This window comes from Hymenobacter sp. BT18 (assembly GCF_012273015.1).
Taxonomy (GTDB): domain Bacteria; phylum Bacteroidota; class Bacteroidia; order Cytophagales; family Hymenobacteraceae; genus Hymenobacter; species Hymenobacter lutimineralis.
The window spans coordinates 1456858-1475457 of record NZ_CP050954.1 but is presented as its reverse complement, the minus strand read 5'-3'; the positions used below and the strand labels follow the sequence as shown (position 1 = coordinate 1475457).

Below are 18600 nucleotides of genomic sequence, written 5' to 3'. Positions count from 1 at the left end.
CCTGTACCTTCGCGCCCCGGCCACCTCGTGCCGGGGCGCTTTTTCGTTTCTTCCACCCCGTTCGTTTTTCATGAAAACCTTAGTATCCGGCGCCCTGCTGGCTTTACTGCCGCTTAGCTCCGCTCTGGCTTCCTCCGAGCTGACGTACACCGTCAGCATTGACCCGGCCCGCTCCACCGACGAGTTCCAAGTAACTCTGCAGCTGCCCAAGCTCAAGAAAGACCAGGGCATTTATCAGTTTGCCTCCACCGCGCCTGGCACCTACCAGGTAATGGACATGGGCCGCTTCGTGCGCAAGTTTGAGGCCTTCGACAAGGCGGGCAAGCCCGTAGAGGCCAAGCAGATTTCCACCAACCAATGGCAGCTGGCCGACCCCGGCAAAACCCGTGAAATCCGCTACACCATTGCCGAAACCTGGGATACGCCGGTAAAAGAGCATGCCATCTACCGCATGTGCGGCTCCTCCCTGGAGCAGGACCACGCCTTACTTAATGGCCAAACCATTCTGGGCTACCCTCAGGGCCTGCAAAACGCGCCACTGCGCCTGAAAATCAACTACCCCAGCGGCTGGAAAGCCGGCTCGGCCCTCACGCCCGACGCCCAGGGCTACTACCACGCCAAGGACTACGACCAGGCCGTGGACTCACCCATTCTGCTGGGCCGGCTCACGGAAGCCACCACCAAGCTGGGCGATGCCGAGGTAGCGCTGTACTGCTACTCCAAAACCGACCAGATCAAGGCGGGCCCGCTGCTGGCCGACATGCAAAAGATGCTGGGCGCCGCCCAGAGCTTTCTGGTGCAGCTGCCCGTGAAGCGCTACGCCTTCCTGTACCACTTTGAAGACCAAAGCCAGGGCGCCTGGGAGCATTCTTACAGCTCGGAGTACACGTTGAAGGAGCAGCCGCTCACGCCCGAATACGCCCAGCAGATTACCGATATGGCCGCCCACGAGTTCTTTCACATCGTGACGCCGCTCAACATCCACTCCGAAATCATTGAGCACTTCAACTTTGTAAAGCCTACCGGTTCCCAGCACTTGTGGCTTTATGAGGGCACCACGGAATGGGCCGCGCACATGATGCAACTGCGCGGTGGCCTCACTACGCTCGACAATTACCTGAACACCCTGCACGATAAAGTGGCCTACGACCACCTGCGTGCCGACACCACCTATTCTCTGAAAAAGCTGGGCCTGAACTCCTTTACCGATGAGGGGCAGCAGCAGTACGGCAACATCTACCAGCGCGGGGCCATGACGGCGGCTTTGCTGGACCTGCGGCTGCTGGAGCTGTCGGGGGGCAAGCGGGGGCTGCGCGACGTGCTGCTGGAGCTGGCCAAAAAGTACGGCCCCAGCAAGCCCGTAAGCGAGCAAGCCTTTTTCGACGACTTCACCAAGCTCACCTACCCCGAGATTCGGGACTTCTTCACGCGCTACGTAGAAAATGCCGAGCCCCTGCCGTTGCAGGCCTACTACCAGAAGGTGGGCATCCGCTACGATGCCAGCTTGCGCACGGGCCGAAAGCTCGCCTCCCTGGGCACCAACGGCTACGCCATGCAGCCGGCGGGTCTGGTGTTTTCGGAGGTGAGTTCCACCCTGCAGGCCTGTGGCGTGAGCAAGGGCGACCAGTTCGTGGCCTTCAACGGCGCCGTTATTGCCCCGGAAACCATTCGCCAAACCCTGACGGCCATGCAGAGTGGCAAGCCCGGTGAGGAGGTAGAGCTGACCGTCCGGCACGAGGGCGCGGAAAAGAAGATTCGCTGCCGCACCATTGAGCGCGACGAAATCAAGCGCTACAACTTCAGCCTCGACCCCCAGGCTACGCCCGAGCAGCTGGCCTTGCGCCAAGTCTGGCAGAAGAACTTATAAATAAAAAAGGCGCCCCAAGCAGGCGCCTTTTTTATTTGTGCCCATAGGGAAATGACTTAGAGCTTCAGCAAATCGGCGGCGGCGGCAAAGGCGGAGCGCTGGCCACTAAGCACTAGCTGCCGCACGGCAGCTAGTTGGGCCTGCACGGACGGCCGGGCGTAGAACTGCTCTTCCAGGCCCTGGCGGATGGTTTCCTGAAGCCAGTGCAGGTTTTGCTCCTGGCGCCGCTGCTGGAAATAGCCGTTCTGCTGGGTGTGGCGCACGTAGTCTTCCACCACGCTCCATACCTCGGGAATGCCTTGGCCGGTGAGGGCCGAGCACGTGGTGACGTCCGGGCTCCAGCCCGAAGCGCCCAGCGGAAACAGGTGGAGGGCATTCTGGTACTCCCGGCGCGCGCGGCGGGCGGCGACTTCGTTGGGACCATCGGCTTTGGTGATGGTGACGGCGTCGGCCATTTCCATGATGCCGCGCTTCACGCCCTGCAGCTCGTCGCCGGCCCCGGCCAGCATCAGCAGCAGAAAAAAATCGACCATGCCGTGAACGGCGGTTTCACTCTGGCCGACACCCACCGTTTCCACGAAGATGACGTCGTGCCCGGCTGCTTCGCAGAGCAGCAGGGCCTCGCGGGTGCTCCGCGTGACGCCGCCCAGGGAACGGCCTGCCGGTGAAGGACGAATGTAGGCCTGGGTATGCATGGAAAGCTGCTGCATCCGCGTCTTGTCGCCCAGGATGCTGCCCCCGCTGCGGGGCGAGCTGGGGTCCACGGCCAGTACCGCGAGGCGGTGGCCCTTTGCTACCAGGTGCAGCCCCAGCGCTTCAATAAACGTGCTTTTTCCTACGCCGGGTACGCCCGTAATGCCCAGCCGCACGGCTCGGCCCGCGTGGGGTAGTACCTGGTCGAGTACCTGTTGGGCAAGCTGCTGGTCGGAGGCGAGGGTGCTTTCCACCAGCGTAATAGCCCGGCTCAGAATGAGGCGGTTGCCGGCCAGGATGCCGTCGGCGTATTCGGAAGCGGAAAAGCGTTTAGCCAAGACAAAGCAACTATGAGGCGGAAACGGTAGCTTGCGCCAGCGGCAGGTTCTAACCCGCCACCAAGCTGGGGCCGCGCAAGCTACTGCCTACGTTACGTATTCCCTATATGGTTCGGTCCTCTACTCGTCTCTGGAGCGCCGTGGCGCTCAGTCTGGCATTGCCCTCAGCAGCCTTGGCGCAGTCCGATTTCAGCAATTTTGGCCAAGTAGGGCGCGGCGGTCTGGGCGTCACTTTCGCCACCGATTATCAGGCCATTGGTGTAAACCCAGCCAACCTTTCCCGGGTGGGAAGCCCCAAAATTGCTTTTACGGTTGGGGAATTTGGGTTTGGCGTGGGCTCCCAGTCCCTCACCAAAGCTACCATTCGACGTTTCTTGGATGCCTCGGGCCGGGAACTTACGCAGGCCGAAAAGCAGAGCCTGTCCCGGGATTTTACCTCCGATAATGCCCTGAACCTGAACGCCGACGCTACGACGGTCGCCGTGTCGCTGAACCTGCCGCTGTTCGGGACGCTGGCCATCAGCAACCGGCAGCGGGTGAGCTCCCACGTCGGGCTGAATAAGAACGCCGCCGAGATTATGTTCCTGGGTCGCGAAGCCCCGGTTTTTCAGAACTTCGATCCGGCCACGGCGCCGCTGGTCTCGGAAGTGCTGGATGGCACGAAGATTCAGCTGGCCTGGTACAACGAGTACAACGTGGCCTTTGGGCGGCAGCTGGTGGATTTGCCCAAGTTTCGGGTTTCCGGCGGGGTGGGTTACCGCTACATTCAGGGCGTGGGCGTGCTGGACGTGCAGGTTGCCGATGGCAAAGCCTCGTCGTATTCGGCGCTTTCGCCCTTGTTCGACGTTGATTACGGAAAAGTAGCTACCCAACCAGGCTTTAACCTCCGCGAGCGGGCCAATGGGCTGCAGCCGGTGGGCAAGGGCTACGGCTTCGATTTCGGCGTGGCCATTGAAGCCGGCAAGCTGCTGCGCGTGGGAATAGCCGTAACGGATATTGGCCGGATGAAGTGGGAAGGCAACCTGCTCACGGCCCAGGACCAAAAAATCAAGCAGCTCAGCTCCAACGGCGTCGACAGCTACGACTTTTTCACGGAAGCCGCCCGCATCTTCGCCGCCGGCACCGACAGCCTGTTTGTGTATGAGGCAGGCCAGCAGCTGCAAACCAGCTTGCCCGGCAAGCTGCGCGTAGGCGCCGGACTGCGGGTAAGCGAAAACCTGGAAGCAGGCGTGGAAGTATCCACGCCGCTAAACCAGGTAGCGGGTAGCTTGCCCAATACCTTCGTGGGCGCGGCCCTCGACTACAAGCCCTGGCACTGGCTGCGCCTGAGCAGCGGGGTAAATGGTGGAGCCGGCTACGGTTTCGGCATCCCGCTGGGCATTACGCTTACCACGCCCATCTACGAGGCCGGCATCAGCACCCGCGACGTGACGGGGTTTGTCTCAAAAGATAATCCTTACGTGTCGGGAGCGGCGGGCTTCCTGCGGTTTCGCTTGGGGAAAGTGCAGTAGGCCTGCTGCCGGAGCAGGGTGCTAGCGGATAAAGTTGGGCAGCCCGAGCCGGCTCCGACGCCCGGCCAGGTTAACGCCATCGTCCACGTACTGGCAGGCCTCCCCGCTGGCATTGGGGTTCTGGATAACGCCCAGGAAAGGGTTGTCTTCGCGCGCTACATAGATGCGGCCATCGGGGCCCAGCAGCATGGAGCCTACTTTACGGTTGGCCGATTTACCAATGGCCTTGGCATCCCCCGTGCGCAGATCAAACTGCCAGATTTGCGCGTTGCCGCCGCCGGCTCCGTTGCTGGTGCCATACAGCTTGCTGCCATCGGGGGAAAACTCTACCCCGTAGGCTTCCTCATAGGGGCCAAACTGGCGCGGGTTGCTCACCAGGCCCGTCGTGCGGTCGAAGCTGAATACCTCAAACTTGTTGGTCTCCCGCCAGATAGCCGTAGCCAGCTGGGTGCCGTCGGGGGAGAATTTCAGGCAGCCAATGGCGTTGCGGCCCGGCCCAGCATACATGCTGCCCACGTTGCTCAGGTGGGGCGTGGCATCTACGCCCTCGGCCGTAACAAGGTAGGACACGAAAGCATTGGAGTTCCAGCGGTGCGCCACCACCCATACGTCGCGGCCGTTGCGGTGCGGTACGGCGGCCAGCTTTTCGGCCACGGGCGTAATCAGCAGCAGGTTGGCGCGGGGTACGTCGCCCAGGCCATTGTCGCGGGTAAGGTCAACTACCGAGTACCGCAGCCCGTTGCCGTGCCCTTGCAAGTCCGTGGTGAAAATGTAGAACACATTGGCGCTGCCGGGGTCGGGCACAATCAGGGCGCTTTGGGCGCTGCTGGCGTCGCCCATCAGCCGGCGGCCGTTGGGCATGAGGCGGTGCTCCCGGTTCCAGACGTTTACGCCGTTGGTATAAAACAGCAGCTGCCCTTGCGCATTGGTGGCTACGGCGCAGCCTTCGTAGGTGTTCATCTTGCCGTCGGTGAGCGGCACTGGCTGGCCCGAAGCAAAGCTAAGGCCGGCCTGATTGCCAAAGTACCAAAGGCTTTGGTTGACCTGGGCCAATATTTCCACCAGGGGCAGGCAGAGGATGGCAAACAGAAAAAACAGTCGTTTCATAGGTAAAAGGCCGAGTGGAATAGAACTCCTGTAGCGGCTGTTTTCTTCAAAACGCAATTTCGTGCCAAACTATTGGCCGCTGCGGCCACTACACGCCCCACTCTCCAGCCAGCAGGCGCGGCACTAGTGGCTGCAGGATGCGGTAGCTGGCGCCCCAGAGCGGGTAGTTGTTGCCCACCCGGTAAAAAGGAACCCGGCGGGCATCGGGCCAGCCCGCCAGCTGCCAGGTTTCCTCCGTGTGGTTAGCTGCATCAGCCAAATGGCGCAGCGGAATTTCCAGCACTTCGTCAATTTCCGCGGCCTGCCACTGCCACACGTCGGGCCGACGGATACGACCCAGGAAAGGAGTTATCCGGAAGCCGGAAGGAACAACCACCGTAGGCAGCAAGGCAAGAATATCGACGTTGGCAGGGGCCAGGCTTACTTCTTCTTGCGCCTCACGGAGGGCGGTGGCTTGCAGGTCGGCATCTGCGGGCTCGGGCTTGCCGCCGGGGAAAGCCAGCTGGCCGCCATGCACGCCAAAATCGGCCCGCCGCACCATCACTACTTGCAGCTCGCCGGCGTCGTCGCGAAACACAGGGACCAGCACGGCCGATTCGCGCAGGTTAGCCGGAATCGGAAAATCATCAAGGGAACGAGGGGCAGCCATAGCCGCAAACTACGGCAATTCCGGGGCTTACTGCCAAGCCTTGCTGCGCTCCAGGCTACTGCACCACGGCGTAGGCCCCCTGCGCCGTCACGCTAACTGCGGGCAGAACGCGACGCTGCTCGAAGAAGCGGTAACCCGGGCTGAGCTCCTGCCAGAAGGAGTAGTGGGGGCTTTTCGTTCGCGCCGCCAAGTTGGCCGTGGTTAGGTCGAAGGGGAATATGTGTACCGGAATCTGCTCCTGGCCGCCGCTGCGCGCCTCCACCAGCAGCACGTAAAGTTCTTCTATCCACGTGTCGGTGATGGGCACGCAGCCGATGGTCACATTGGAGCCATGAATAAAAATGTCCCCACCCGGGTGCAGGGCGTCGCTGCGCTGGCGGTCGGCGGCATTGGGGTAGTTCAAACCCAGCGACAGGTGAAAATTGCTGTTGGGGTTAAACCGGTCGATATAATAAAAGCCTTCGGGAACCTGCAGGTCGCCTTCCCGCCGCTTGGGGCCCAGCGTGCCTGAGGCCGCGGCAATAGGATAGGAGCGCAGCAGGTGGTAGGTGCCCTGGCCCTGGGTGCGCCCCCAGACTTCCAGCTGCTGCCGGGTTTTGATGGCCCGCAGAAATAGCTCAGGCTCCTCCGGGTTGATGCCCGCCCGCGTAAACAGCGCGTGTACCGCTGGGAGGTGGTTGGCATAGGCTGTGCGCACGCGCGGAAAGCGCAGCTGGTCTTCCCGAAACGACCATTGCGGCTGCCCGCACATAGCCAGCAGCGCGCCGGCCAATACAATCAATAAGCGCATAGCTGTAGCTGAGCCGCTGAACCCCGCCCCGGGCCGTTCACGCAAGCTCCTGCAGTTGCCAACGCCCGTCAGACTGCTAATCGTATGAGGCCTATATAGAAAAAGCTGTGCATTTAGCTTCTGCTGAGCTGACGGTTGAATAGACCACGTGCCATTGCGCTGGCGGAGCCATATGCTGCTGCAAAAGCGGCGGCAACGCCTACCTTTGGGCGCTGTGCTTTCTACCGCGTGTCCTTGCCCAACTATACGTACGACATCCTGATTCTGGGCGCTGGGCCCGCGGGTACGGCAGCGGCCCTGGCTCTGCACGGGCACGGCTTGCGTGTGGCCCTGGTAGACAAAGCCTGCTTCCCCCGCGACAAAGTATGCGGCGACGCCATTCCGGGGCCTACGCTCACGGCCATTCGCCGGCTTTCCGAAGCCTGGTACCAGGAGTTGCGGACCGTGCAGCCTCAGGCGTCGGCTGCCGCCAGCCGGTTGTTTGGGCCCGCAGGCCAGGAGCTGCTGATTCAATGGAAGAAACCCACCTTCAACAGCCCCCGGCAGCAGTTTGACGACCAGCTGCTGCAGCTGGTGCGGCGCCACACCGTTACCACCATTTTGGAAGGCTACGCGGTGCGGGATGTGCACACCAGTGAGCAAGGTGTGCAGCTGCTCAGTGCTGATGCCAGCCAGCCCCCGCTCACTGCTCAACTGCTGCTGGCCTGCGACGGGGCTAACTCGGTAGCTGTGCGCAAAGTGCTGCCCCGCCCGCTCGACCGCAACTACCACTGTGCGGCCGTGCGGGCCTACTATATCGGTTTGGTCGGCACCGATGCGCATACCAGTGAGTTTTATTTCCTGCGCGACTACCCGGCCGGCTACTGCTGGGTATTTCCGGTAGGAGGCGGGGTGTACAACGTCGGGTTTGGGCTGCTCTCGGCACAGGTGGCCGCCCGCCGCGTAGACATGAAGCAGGCGCTCCGGCAGCTGCTGCGGGAACATCCGCAGCTGGCACCTCGGTTTGCGGCGGCCCAGCCGCTCACGGAGGTTACGGGCTTTGGCTTGCCGCTGGCGGGCCGCAAGCTGCCGCTGGCCGGGCCCCGCTGCCTGCTGGCCGGCGACGCAGCCTCCCTTATTGACCCGCTGCAGGGACACGGCATCGATAAAGCCGTCATCAGCGGAATTCTGGCTGCCGAGCAGGCCATCCGGTGCTTTCAGCAGCAGAATTTCAGCCTAGCTTACCTGCAGAACTACGAGCGGGCCGTGCACCAGCGGCTGGGGCGGCGCCTGCAGCGCAGCTACCGTCTGATGCAGTTGCTGGCTGCCTGGCCCGCTCTGCTGCGGTTGGGTTTCTGGGTGGCCCAGCGGCGGCCATTTCAGCACTGGCTGATTCGGCTGATTGGCTAACCGGAGAAAAGTCGCCGGCCCAACTTTCTGATAGGCTCCGCGTTTCCCATAGACAAGCAGCATCTTTGCCTGCCGCTCCTGCCTTCCTGTATGCTTGCCTTTTCCGTTGTTCTGTTACGCCTGCTGCTGGGCCTGCTGCTAAGTAGCTGGCCTCAGACAGCGTGCAGCGCGGCGTCGGCGCCGGAAAGTCAGTACTGGCTGAAGACGCCGGGCTCCGCGCCCAAGCAGTGGCAGCTGGTCGTCGTGGCGCATCACACCTTCCTGGCCTCGGCCGATGACCACACCTCCGGCTTCAGCAGCCCGTGGTGGGTGCACAGTGGGGAAGGGCCACGGGCCGGCGCAAAGGGCTGGCAGCTGCGTATCGGTACGGCTCGTGCCCGAGGTCTGGCGGCTGACCTGAATGGGCAACGGCAACGGCTGCGGACCAGCATTTTTCCCAACGCTCCATAGCAGCAGGTTTTCGGATGATTTTGTGTGTTTCGCCGCCAATCGGCCGCGAGGCGGCCGTACGCTGCAATCAGCAGGCGGCTTTTATTTAATCGAAAATCAACGCCCATGCTGCTCCAGCAACTTCTTATTAAACACCTGCGGGAAAAAAAGGCCCGCCGACTTCACGTTGACTCACCCATTATGGCCACTTTCGACCAGGAAACCCAGGACGCCTTCGATGCCATCCACGAAGGCCGCCGCTGGGTGCGCCGCCAGAGCGTGCAGGTTGCCCTGGTAGTGGCGGGCATATTTTCCGCCGCCATTGGCCTCAAGGGGTTTTTGCTACCCAATGAGTTTATCGATGGCGGGGTTACGGGTATTTCGCTGCTGACCAATCAACTGACCGGCATTTCATTGTCATTGCTGATTGTCATCATCAACATTCCGTTCATCATCCTGGGCTATTTCCAGCTGGGCAGGGCGTTTGCGCTGCGCACCTTCCTGGCTATTGTGGGGCTGGCCCTGGTGCTGCTGGTTATTTCCTTTCCCGTCATTGCCAAGGATAAGCTGCTCATTGCCGTGTTTGGGGGCTTTTTTCTGGGGGCCGGTATTGGGCTGGCCATGCGGGGTGGGGCCGTGCTGGATGGCACCGAAATCCTGGCCGTGTACATCAGCCGCAAAACGCCCCTGTCCGTTGGCGACATTATTCTGGTCATCAACATCCTCATCTTTGGCGTGGCGGCCCTGCTGCTGTCCATCGATACGGCACTGTATTCGATTCTGGCTTACTTATCGGCCGCCAAAACCATCGACTTCATCATTGAAGGCATTGAGGAATACACCGGCGTAACCATCATTTCCCAGCGCAGCGAGGACATCCGCCGCATGGTGACGGAAACCCTGGGCCGGGGCGCTACCCTCTACGTGGGCAAGCGCGGCTACGGCACCCGCGGCGACCAGCTCCAAAGCATGGACATCATCTTCACGGTTGTTACCCGCCTGGAAGTAGCCCGTCTTACGGAAGAAATCGACAAGCTGGACCCGCAGGCCTTTGTGGTGATGAGCAGCGTACGGGAAACCAAGGGCGGTCTGGTAAAAAAACGCCCGCTGCACTAGCCCCAAGCACTAGTGCCGCATAAGAAAAGCCCCGCCAGGAGGATGGCGGGGCTTTTTGTGGGGTGATGACGGATGACGCAGCTACTAGTAGAGGTAGTTGAGTGCGGTGCGGTCGTTGGTGTTGAAGGGGCGGTTCACACCCGTGCCCACGCAAGCCAGCATCCAGGAGTTGGGGTCGGCCGAGGAAGGCGTGCCAGGAATCAGAATAGCGCCCACGGTGCTGGCCCCTTCGTTGGTGTAAGCACCGCCGCAGCTATAAGCGCGGTTCATGTAGTCGGTGTGGCGGAAGCCAATGCAGTGGCCAATTTCATGGGCCAGAATGGTAGCCAGGTAGTTGGTGCCGGGGTTAGAACCCAGGTAGGTGGAGTTCACCAACACTTGGTTGTGAGGATTGCCAGTTGAAGTGGGGAAGCCGGCCGAAGCCAGGTAAGAGGAACCGCTGGGGGCTTTGGTGAGCAGGATGTTGTAGCCTGAAGAAACGCGCTGGAAGCGTAGGCGCAGGCCTTCAGCGTTATAGCGGCGAATGGCTTCGTCGGTAGCCGTAACGTAGGCCGAAGGTAGCGTAGAGCTAACAGCCACGTAAATGGTGCGGGTAGTAGAACCCACACTTACCAGGTTAGTGGTGCGGTACTGCTCCTCGCTACCTACCCGCAGCAATTTGCCATTCGCATAAGAATTCTTGAGGTCAGCGGAAGTAAGGCGAATGTCGCCTTCTACCACGTAAGCGTCACCATCGCGCTTCACGTCGTGGGTGCTGAAGCCCAGAGCCCGGATCTGCGACAGGGTTTCTTCGCTGGGCGCATCGTTCTTGGTCACTTCTTCCTGCTTGCTGCAGCTCGAGAACAGCGCGGTGCCGGCCATCAACAGAGCGGCTACTAAGAGTTTTGCGTTTTTCATGAAAAAAAGAAAGTTTTTTGGGGTGATGGTTGTGAAGAGTGCCCAAATCTAGCTTCGTTTTTGAAGAAATTGCAAAACGCCCAAATCTTGTACGAGGTAATTATGAAGCTCAGATGAACATTTAGCTCTTAAAATTGTTCAGGTCAATATTTTTATCGTTCTATAAAAGGAGGACCGGAGTTATCCAATTTTCTGCCTAACAACCGTTCGCAATCCCCTCATAACTAACGGCTTTTGCTGCAGCGTGCCCCACGTCAATTCCGGTCGCTCCGCGGACTAAGCCTAAGATCAGTACTACTGGTGGCCTCGAAACGCGCGACAGAAAAACGCCCTAATTATGCTACTATCTTTCCCTGGACGTTTATGGGTTTAGTAGCAGCTTTGCGCTTCTTATTTTCAAGTTCAGCCATGTCTTTTACTTCTGACCGCCCCGAAGATTTACTATTCGATGCTGCCCGCCGGGGTAGCGTTGCCGACCTGCAGGACCTGCTGACAGCGTCGCAGCTGGATGTCAACCTGCAGAATGGCAAAGGCTTCACGCCGCTTATCGTAGCAGCCTACGACGGCCATGTGGCGGCCACCCGGGCCCTGCTGGCCGCCGGGGCCGACCCCAACGTGCAGGATATGGCCGGGAATACGGCGCTTATGGGGGTGTCTTTCAAAGGCTACCCCGAAGTAGCGCAGCTGCTTATTGAGTACGGCGCCGATGTCAACCTGCAGAATGGCAACGGCGGTACCGCCCTGATGTTCGCCACCTTGTTTGGCCGCCACAACATGCTGCCCCTGCTGCTGCAAGCCGGCGCCGATACGGCTGTGCGCGACGTACGTGGCCTTTCCGCCCGTGACCTGGCTTTACAGCAAGGCAACGAAGAAGCCCTGAAGGTGCTGCCGGAGTAAACACCCGGCTGGGTGGGCCCCGCTCTTGAAGCCCACTCAGCTAGGAAGCCGGACTGAGAAACTCAGCGTAGCCCACTAAGTACAAGCTCTTCTCCGGCTTCGAGGGCATGTACCGTGACGGCTACAGCAGGGGAGAGCTGCGCCCGCAACTGCTCGGGCGTACCCAACAACGAAGGGAAGGTACCATAGTGAAAAGGCACCACGTGGTGCACGTTCAGAAGCTGCGCGGCGTAGGCGGCTTCCCGCGGACCCATGGTATACCGGTCGCCGATAGGCAGCACTGCTACAGTGGGCTGGTAGAGCTCAGCCAGCAGGCGCATGTCGCCAAATAGGGCTGTGTCGCCGGCCAGGTACAATACGGTGCCATCGGAGAAGCGCAGCACAAACCCTACACCTTCGTGCGCAAAACCGGTGGCGCCATCCGGCATATCCACGTGGGCGGCGTGATGTGCCACCGTCATGGTCAGGCGCAGGTTCAGCACGTCTATGCTCCCGCCTACGTTCATAGCCTCGCACTGGCCGGTGGGCACGCCTTGCTCGTTCAGGTGAAAGCGCACGGGTGCCGGTGCCACTACCCGGGCCCCGGTACGCCCCAACAAGGCGGGCAGCTCAGGGTCGAAGTGGTCGTCGTGGCCGTGGGTGAGGAGCACCAGATCGGCCCGCTCGGGTTGGCGCAGGTGGTCAGGTACATAGGGGTTGCTGGTTAGCCAGGGGTCCAGCAAGATGATGTAGTCCTCGGGCGTGGTGATGCGGAAGCTGGCGTGGCCCAGCAGCTGCAGACGGGTAGTAGACATGGGCGGCAAGTCAGAATAATGCTGCAAGTAAGCCTATAACTTGACCTTGCTTTGTTACGCAGGCTATTTAGCAGGCTCTACCAAGCGGTTGTACTTGCGCATCACTTCCTGCAGGCGGTTGGCCGGCAAGCCGTAAATGGTGTTACCATTGATGCCTTCCATGGTTTCGGCGGCTACCAGAGCGTTGATAATAGCTTCTTCGGTGGCCTGAGCCGTAGCCTGATACAGCGCATCGAGGCGTTCTTTCGGCACTGAGCGCCACGTTTCCAGTGTGCCTTTCTCGTTGGTAACGGGGCTCTGCGTGCTGAAGGCCAGGAATAGGTCGCCGGAGCTGTTGCGGCCCAGCCCACCGGTGCGTGCTACTCCAATAGTGACGCGCTTAGCCAGCTGCTTAAGCTGGGAGGGTAGCAGGGGCGCATTGGTGGCCACCACCACGATAATAGACCCATCCTTTGGTTTAGTGGTGATGATGGGCATCAGGTCCTTGATTTCCCGACCTACGGGCACTCCGGCCACCTGCAGATCTTGGCGGCCGCCGAAGTTTGCCTGGACAAATGCCCCCACCACGTAGTGGGCCGTGTCGACGGTAACCTGGCGCGAAGCTGTGCCGTTGCCGCCCTTGAAGAGAAACAGCCCCATGCCTGTTCCGCCCCCCACGTTGCCTTCGGCCACTGGCCCCGTCTTGGCATCGTCTATGGCATCCCACACATCCTGTTTGGTCACGTGCAGGCCGTTTATGTCATTGAGCATGCCATCAAACGTTTCGGCCACTACGGGCAAGCCAAAGGAAAAATCGAAGGGTCCGTTGGTTGCAAACTGCTTGATGCTCCAGGCCCCAATAGCGTCGCGTACCACGCCCACGCTGTTGGTGTTGGTAATGCCAATGGGGCCCGCCAGGGTGCCGTAGTCCTCCACGTAGGGCAAACCCGTCATTTCACCGTCCCCGTTCAAGCTAAACCAAGCAGCTGGCACGGGCGTGTTGGTGCGGCCTTTGGGCATAATCACTGTCACACCCGTTCGCACCGGGCCTTTACCCGACTTCAGGGTGCCTTTGCCGCGAATAAGCGTTTTGTAGCCTACCTGCACGCCTGGTACATCCGTAATGGCGTTGTTGGCTCCTGGCTTACCTTCAAAGGGGATGCCCAGGTCGCGCGCCCGGGGCTTGGCTGAGGGAGCATCAGCTGAAAAGTGGTTGGGAGACGCGGCGAGACCTGCCAGCAACAGGGGAAGAAGAAATTTCATAGTGTAGGCAAGCTAGAGAAATAGCCCTGGTAGCTACTTCTGCTTGTTGCCTTCCATGACCAGCCTACTGCTGGTATCCGTTGCCTGAAGCTTTTCGGATAGCCACTTTTCTCAGCCTGAGCCACGTGCCAAAGCCGGGCGGCCGATTCCCAACCCCGGTGCTAACGGCCGCGTTAAGAATAGCCGGGCGTCGGTGACAGCCCAGCCTTGGTCTTACCTTATCCATCAACCGTCTTCTGCTATGAGTACCCTCAGCCGCTACGCTCCCTACATCTATGCCCTGCTCCGCATTGTGGTAGGCTTGCTCTTCGCCTTCCACGGCAGCCAGAAGCTGCTGGGCTTCCCCGGCGACCAGCCGCCCGTAGAACTGGCCTCGCTTATGGGCGTGGCTGGCATCGTGGAGCTAGTGGGTGGGGTGCTGGTGGCTTTTGGCTTGTTTACCCGGGCTGCCGCCTTCTTGGCCAGCGGGCAGATGGCCGTGGCTTACTTCAAGGCCCACGCGTCGCAGGGCGCCTTGCCCTTGCTCAACCAAGGGGAGGCAGCGGTACTCTTCTGCTTTGTGTTTCTCTATATCTTCTTTCAGGGCTCCGGCCCGTGGAGCCTCGATTCGTTGCGCCACCGCAACGCTTCCGCCAGATAAGGAGTAGGTTCGTTACGTTTCAAACCGGCCCGCCTCTGCCAGGCGTATCGGCTGGCTTTTTTCTGCCCCGGCGCCCCGGCGTGCTCGCGCGGCCGGGTACATGATTGTGTGAGGCGTTGGCTGCTTGCTTCGGATGAGCAGCCATCTACCTTTGAGCCTTAACTCCTGGCTATGCTTTCCAACCCCGAGGTTCACATCAAGCAAACGGAAGTCCTGTCTGACAACTGGTATACCCTCCGCAAAATCACCTTCGACATCCGGCAGCCCAACGGGGAGTGGAGCACCCAAAGCCGGGAGGCCTACGACCGGGGCAACGGTGCCGTGATTTTGCTCTATAGTCGCGAAAAGCAAGCGGTGGTGCTGACCCGGCAGTTTCGGATGCCCACCTACCTCAATGGCAATGCCTCCGGCATGCTGATTGAAGCCTGCGCCGGTTTGCTCGACCAGGACAACCCGGAAGACTGCATCCGGCGCGAAACCGAAGAGGAAACCGGCTACCGGGTGCGTAACGTCACCAAAGTGCTGGAGGCCTACATGTCGCCAGGCTCGGTCACGGAAATCCTTTACTTCTTCGTGGCCGAGTACGCCGAGGAGCTGCGGGTACACGCCGGAGGCGGGGTGGAGCACGAGCAGGAAAGCATAGAAGTGCTGGAACTGCCCTTCACCGAAGCCCTGCAGATGGTGCAGACCGGCGCCATCAAAGACGCCAAAACCATTCTGCTGCTGCAATATGCTCAGCTGAACAACCTGCTGGGGTAAGCTAGCCATGCCCAAGCCGTCCGGTATCCCTTCGAAACCTCAGTTTAGGAATTGTCATGCTGAGCTTGTCGAAGCATCTCTACCGCTTCGTTGCACTGGTATTCAGACGAAGCAATAGAGATGCTTCAATAAGCTCAGCATGACAATTTTCTAACACGCTCATAGCCTTAGCGGGCAGCCAGAAACCGCCCGCGCAGCCAGCGCCGCACCGGCTCGTCGTAGAGTTTGAGGGCGGCGTAGGCCAGGGCTACGGCCGCTACAAAAGTGAGCAAAGCCACGGGCAGAGCCTGCTGCCAGCTGGGCTTGTGCGTGCTCACCCAGCCGGTGTAGGTGTAGATGAAGGGGTAGTGGGTGATGTAGAGCGGGTAGGAAATGTCGCCGAAGAACTTGCACACGCGGGCCGATATTTGGCCTGTAACCTGCCCACTGGCGCCCAGCCACACAATCAGTGGGAACACCAGGATGATGCTAAGTGAGTCGTAGAGGCCATTTTGCCAGAGGTGGTCGGGGCCACCCACGCGCGGGAAAGCCAGCACCAGCAAGAGCAGGAGGCTGCACCACCCGAAGGCATTCCGGACCCGGCCCAGGCGCGCTACGCGGCACAGCAGCAGCCCGCCAAAAAACGGAAACAGCATGCGCGTGAAGCCCACGCGCAGCTGCTCGGCATCCAGGGACCAGCCCCCGATAACGTCGCCGGTAGCACTCGTAACGGCGAAGTGGATAAGGGCGGCCCCCGTGAGAGCGACCAGCACGGCCAGGGCCGCGTTGGAAAGCTTGCGCGCGCCCAGGGCGTACAGCAGATTAGCCACGTACTCGTAGAACAGCGACCAGCCCGGCCCGTTGAGCGGGTGCATCTCGTGCCAACCCCGGATATCCATCGACAGCGGCACGGGCAGCAGCGTGCAGCCAATGAGCATCACCACCAGCACGAGCCAGCCGGGCACCGTACTGATGCCGGGCCACAGCGGCGAATCCTGGAAGTAGTACAGCGCGGCCCCCACCACCATGCCCAGCACCACCAGCGGCTGCAACCGAATCAGCCGGATTTTCACGAACTCCCGGAGCGTCATGTGCTCCCACCGGTCGTCGTAGGCGTAGCCGATGACGAAGCCCGAAAGCAGGAAAAAGAAATCCACGGCCAGGTAGCCGTGGTTGATGCGCTGGTCGAGGTGGCTGGTGGCGTGGGCCTCAAACAGGTGAAAGGCCACCACCGTGAGGGCCGCCACGCCCCGCAGCCCGTCCAGAATAGCGTAGTGCGGCTTGGTGCTCAACGCCGGGGCGGCAGGTTCGGCCAGTAGTTGTGTCTGCATACGCGAATGTAGGCGGCGGCTCCGTGCCGAACCAGCACCGTTCGGACTGTTTTCCGACGTCAAAAGAACCGCCCTTCTGCCCATGCCCGCGTACCCTCAAGGCTGTGCTACTCTCCGCTTCGAAGATAAAGCCCCGGAGACAACGTCGGCCCACTAGGGAGCATGCCGGGAGCAAAGTCAGGAAATAGCCGTTATATCGAGCATAGCAAGGCTGCCTACGTTGCTGGGCAGGCGGGTGCGGAGCAGCAGCTCCGCCAGCGGCGGCGGCAGCTCGGCCACGGTGAGGGGCCGGGTGGGCCGGGCTACTATGTAATACTGCGCATCGTCTCGCTCGTGCAGGCGCACTTTGTTGAAGGAGAACAGCCCGCGCCGGGCGTAGCGCACTGGTCCGTTGCCCTGCAACCCAGGCTCCACGGCTTTGGCTTCCCCGCGTTCGGGCAGGGTGAGAAAATACTGATGCAGCAGTAGCAAGTCTTCCTGGGAAGCGGCTACCGACTCGGGCAACACGCCCCCGCCCGAAGCCACGTGCAGCACGTGCCCCGCCGCATCGGTGGCGAAGTAGTCAATATCCGCGTCTTCCTGGTCGATGTCGTCGATGCGCATGCAAAGGGGCAATGAGCGTTTGGGTGGCGGAGGTACCTAACGGCGGCTCACGCACTCAAAGGTAAGGCTCACGCCCTTGCTTTGGCCGAGTGCTTCGAGTAGCCGCAGCGGCCCGCTGGGAGGGCGGGCCGGGAGGGAGATTTAACTAGGGGCGGAGTCGGCTTCGGTCACTTTAGAGGCAATGAATTCATAGACTTTGGTGGCGAGTTGATGGTTGATTTCGTGAATTCGGACGAGGTCGTAACTGGTTTTATAGTCAGCTTCAATGACTGATTGTGATTGGCCGCCATGTTGGCTTTCATAAACAGCAAATAATAGGTTGAAGCGTCGTTCTGTGAATACGAAACAGAGATTAACAGTTTGGTCAAAAGTTTCTGCTAAGCCTCTAAAAGTTTCCCAGCGAAATAAAAGCATAGCCTGACTCATTAAATCCAGTGGGTCTAGACTATTAAACCGGGCATCAGCTGCCTTAAGAGCAGTATTGGTGTCTATTGCGGCAGGCGGTGATTGAGCAACATTAACTGTGTTATCAAACCTTGCATGAAAGCTCAATTCAGATTTTTGAAATAAATCATTAAACCGAGTCATTTCTGCTACAAAGTCTGTAAGCCAGAAGCGGATATAATCATCGAATAATTTTGCTTGCGTTTTTACATTCCATGTAATTTCGTCAAACTCGCTCCGGCTCAGTACCTGCTTCTTCAGTAGCGCCAACTTCTTGTCCAAGTCATCCGGCTCGTCAATGGATTCGCCTTTGGCGGCGCGAATCATCAGCCGTAGACTGGCCTCTACGTTTTCGATAATGAAGCGCAGAAAGGGCTCAGGTTCGTCGGCATCGGCGGCGGAGAGGGCAGCTAAGTAGCGGTTGCGGTCATCGTTTTTGATGACCGTCATGGGGTAGCCGTGGCGCAACAGAATCAGGTTCATCAGCAGGCGCGACATGCGGCCGTTGCCGTCGTCGAAGGGATGAATACGGACGAAGCGGTAGTGAAACTCAGCGGCCAGGGCTACGGGATGCAGCGTAGGCGTGGCTTCTTCCTCGCGGTACCAGGTTACGAGGTCGGTCATCTTCGCCTGGGTTTCTTCCACCGTAGCGAAGTAGAACATTTCACCCGTCTTGGTCAGCACGTTGTTGGGGCTGGTTTTGTACTGGCCGGGCTGAATGAGTTTGCTGGTGGGCTGGCCGTCGGCCGTTTGAGCACTCACCCGGTAGGCTTCCCCCAGCAGCACCTGATGCATCTCGCGGATGAACTGCTCGGTTAGGGGATACTCGCTCCGCACGAATTCTTCCAGCGCCAGCACGGCCTCGTTGTGACCTTTGATGTCGAGATGGTCACGCATGGGTTTGCCCGATGCAGTGAGGCCGTGCAGCAGCAGGGAGCGGGTCTCCCCCAGCGTCAGGGAGTTACCTTCAATGGCGTTGGAATTGTAATTCCACTCCAGCCGAAACTTTTGCAGAACACGCGCTTCCTGCTCAGGCGAAAGCGGACGCAACACATCCAACTCTGCCTTCAGCCGATCTACTTCTAAGAACAACGACATCTTCTTATGCTTGCTGTTGATGGCTTG

18 protein-coding genes are annotated in these 18600 nt (G+C 60.1%); 8 read left to right on the top strand and 10 right to left on the bottom strand.

The window, feature by feature from the left end; all coding sequences use genetic code 11:
- Window positions 1-70 precede the first annotated feature (70 nt).
- Window positions 71-1867, top strand: coding sequence for a peptidase (locus tag HER32_RS06075; RefSeq protein ID WP_168681239.1), 1797 nt, complete (start codon window positions 71-73; stop codon window positions 1865-1867).
- 56 nt (window positions 1868-1923) lie between these two features.
- Here the strand turns inward: HER32_RS06075 and meaB are convergent, their stop codons facing one another.
- Complete coding sequence (gene meaB / locus HER32_RS06070) at window positions 1924-2898, bottom strand: methylmalonyl Co-A mutase-associated GTPase MeaB (RefSeq protein ID WP_168681238.1); 975 nt, start codon at window positions 2896-2898, stop codon at window positions 1924-1926.
- 107 nt (window positions 2899-3005) lie between these two features.
- Here meaB and HER32_RS06065 point away from each other — a divergent pair, with 107 nt between their 5' ends.
- Entirely contained in the window at window positions 3006-4409 is a 1404-nt protein-coding gene (locus HER32_RS06065; protein ID WP_168681237.1) for a DUF5723 family protein, read from the top strand.
- Window positions 4410-4430: 21 nt separating this feature from the next.
- On the opposite strand, the gene HER32_RS06060 is transcribed toward HER32_RS06065, so the two are convergent.
- From HER32_RS06060 to HER32_RS06050, 3 genes are all read right to left on the bottom strand, one after another.
- Entirely contained in the window at window positions 4431-5516 is a 1086-nt protein-coding gene (locus HER32_RS06060) for a WD40 repeat domain-containing protein (RefSeq protein ID WP_149072919.1), read from the bottom strand.
- An 88-nt stretch (window positions 5517-5604) separates the two neighbouring features.
- A complete protein-coding gene (locus HER32_RS06055) occupies window positions 5605-6165 on the bottom strand; it encodes an NUDIX hydrolase (protein WP_149072920.1) in 561 nt (186 codons plus the stop codon).
- A gap of 55 nt (window positions 6166-6220) precedes the next feature.
- The gene (locus HER32_RS06050) at window positions 6221-6955 is read right to left on the bottom strand and encodes a murein L,D-transpeptidase family protein (RefSeq protein ID WP_197748878.1); all 735 of its coding nucleotides are present in this window, start codon (window positions 6953-6955) and stop codon (window positions 6221-6223) included.
- A 234-nt stretch (window positions 6956-7189) separates the two neighbouring features.
- On the opposite strand from HER32_RS06050, the gene HER32_RS06045 reads away from it, so the two are divergent.
- From HER32_RS06045 to HER32_RS06035, 3 genes are all read left to right on the top strand, one after another.
- Window positions 7190-8344, top strand: coding sequence for an NAD(P)/FAD-dependent oxidoreductase (locus HER32_RS06045; protein ID WP_168681235.1), 1155 nt, complete (start codon window positions 7190-7192; stop codon window positions 8342-8344).
- Window positions 8345-8434: 90 nt separating this feature from the next.
- Complete coding sequence (locus HER32_RS06040) at window positions 8435-8794, top strand: hypothetical protein (RefSeq protein ID WP_168681233.1); 360 nt, start codon at window positions 8435-8437, stop codon at window positions 8792-8794.
- 180 nt (window positions 8795-8974) lie between these two features.
- Window positions 8975-9889, top strand: coding sequence for a YitT family protein (locus HER32_RS06035; protein ID WP_149072923.1), 915 nt, complete (start codon window positions 8975-8977; stop codon window positions 9887-9889).
- A gap of 84 nt (window positions 9890-9973) precedes the next feature.
- On the opposite strand, the gene HER32_RS06030 is transcribed toward HER32_RS06035, so the two are convergent.
- A complete protein-coding gene (locus HER32_RS06030) occupies window positions 9974-10786 on the bottom strand; it encodes a M57 family metalloprotease (RefSeq protein ID WP_168681231.1) in 813 nt (270 codons plus the stop codon).
- A gap of 408 nt (window positions 10787-11194) precedes the next feature.
- Here HER32_RS06030 and HER32_RS06025 point away from each other — a divergent pair, with 408 nt between their 5' ends.
- Window positions 11195-11683: an ankyrin repeat domain-containing protein gene (locus HER32_RS06025; protein WP_149072925.1), complete on the top strand. Its 489-nt coding sequence runs from the start codon at window positions 11195-11197 to the stop codon at window positions 11681-11683.
- A gap of 62 nt (window positions 11684-11745) precedes the next feature.
- Here HER32_RS06025 and HER32_RS06020 read toward each other — a convergent pair whose 3' ends face one another.
- Window positions 11746-12477 (bottom strand): metal-dependent hydrolase, encoded by a 732-nt coding sequence (locus HER32_RS06020; protein ID WP_168681229.1) that lies wholly within the window; start codon window positions 12475-12477, stop codon window positions 11746-11748.
- Between the two features lie 63 nt (window positions 12478-12540).
- Window positions 12541-13719 carry a P1 family peptidase gene (locus tag HER32_RS06015; RefSeq protein ID WP_168681227.1) on the bottom strand — a complete coding sequence of 393 codons (1179 nt, stop codon included), beginning with the start codon at window positions 13717-13719 and terminating at the stop codon, window positions 12541-12543.
- Between the two features lie 241 nt (window positions 13720-13960).
- Between HER32_RS06015 and HER32_RS06010 the strand changes: the two genes are divergently transcribed.
- Entirely contained in the window at window positions 13961-14359 is a 399-nt protein-coding gene (locus HER32_RS06010; RefSeq protein ID WP_168681225.1) for a DoxX family protein, read from the top strand.
- A gap of 171 nt (window positions 14360-14530) precedes the next feature.
- On the top strand, window positions 14531-15118 hold the full coding sequence (gene nudK, locus HER32_RS06005; protein WP_168681223.1) for a GDP-mannose pyrophosphatase NudK: 588 nt from the start codon (window positions 14531-14533) through the stop codon (window positions 15116-15118).
- Between the two features lie 167 nt (window positions 15119-15285).
- Here the strand turns inward: nudK and HER32_RS06000 are convergent, their stop codons facing one another.
- From HER32_RS06000 to HER32_RS05990, 3 genes are all read right to left on the bottom strand, one after another.
- The gene (locus HER32_RS06000; protein ID WP_168681221.1) at window positions 15286-16428 is read right to left on the bottom strand and encodes an acyltransferase family protein; all 1143 of its coding nucleotides are present in this window, start codon (window positions 16426-16428) and stop codon (window positions 15286-15288) included.
- A 177-nt stretch (window positions 16429-16605) separates the two neighbouring features.
- Window positions 16606-17031 (bottom strand): hypothetical protein, encoded by a 426-nt coding sequence (locus HER32_RS05995; RefSeq protein ID WP_168681219.1) that lies wholly within the window; start codon window positions 17029-17031, stop codon window positions 16606-16608.
- Window positions 17032-17172: 141 nt separating this feature from the next.
- Entirely contained in the window at window positions 17173-18573 is a 1401-nt protein-coding gene (locus tag HER32_RS05990) for a Fic family protein (RefSeq protein ID WP_168681217.1), read from the bottom strand.
- Window positions 18574-18600: the final 27 nt, after the last annotated feature.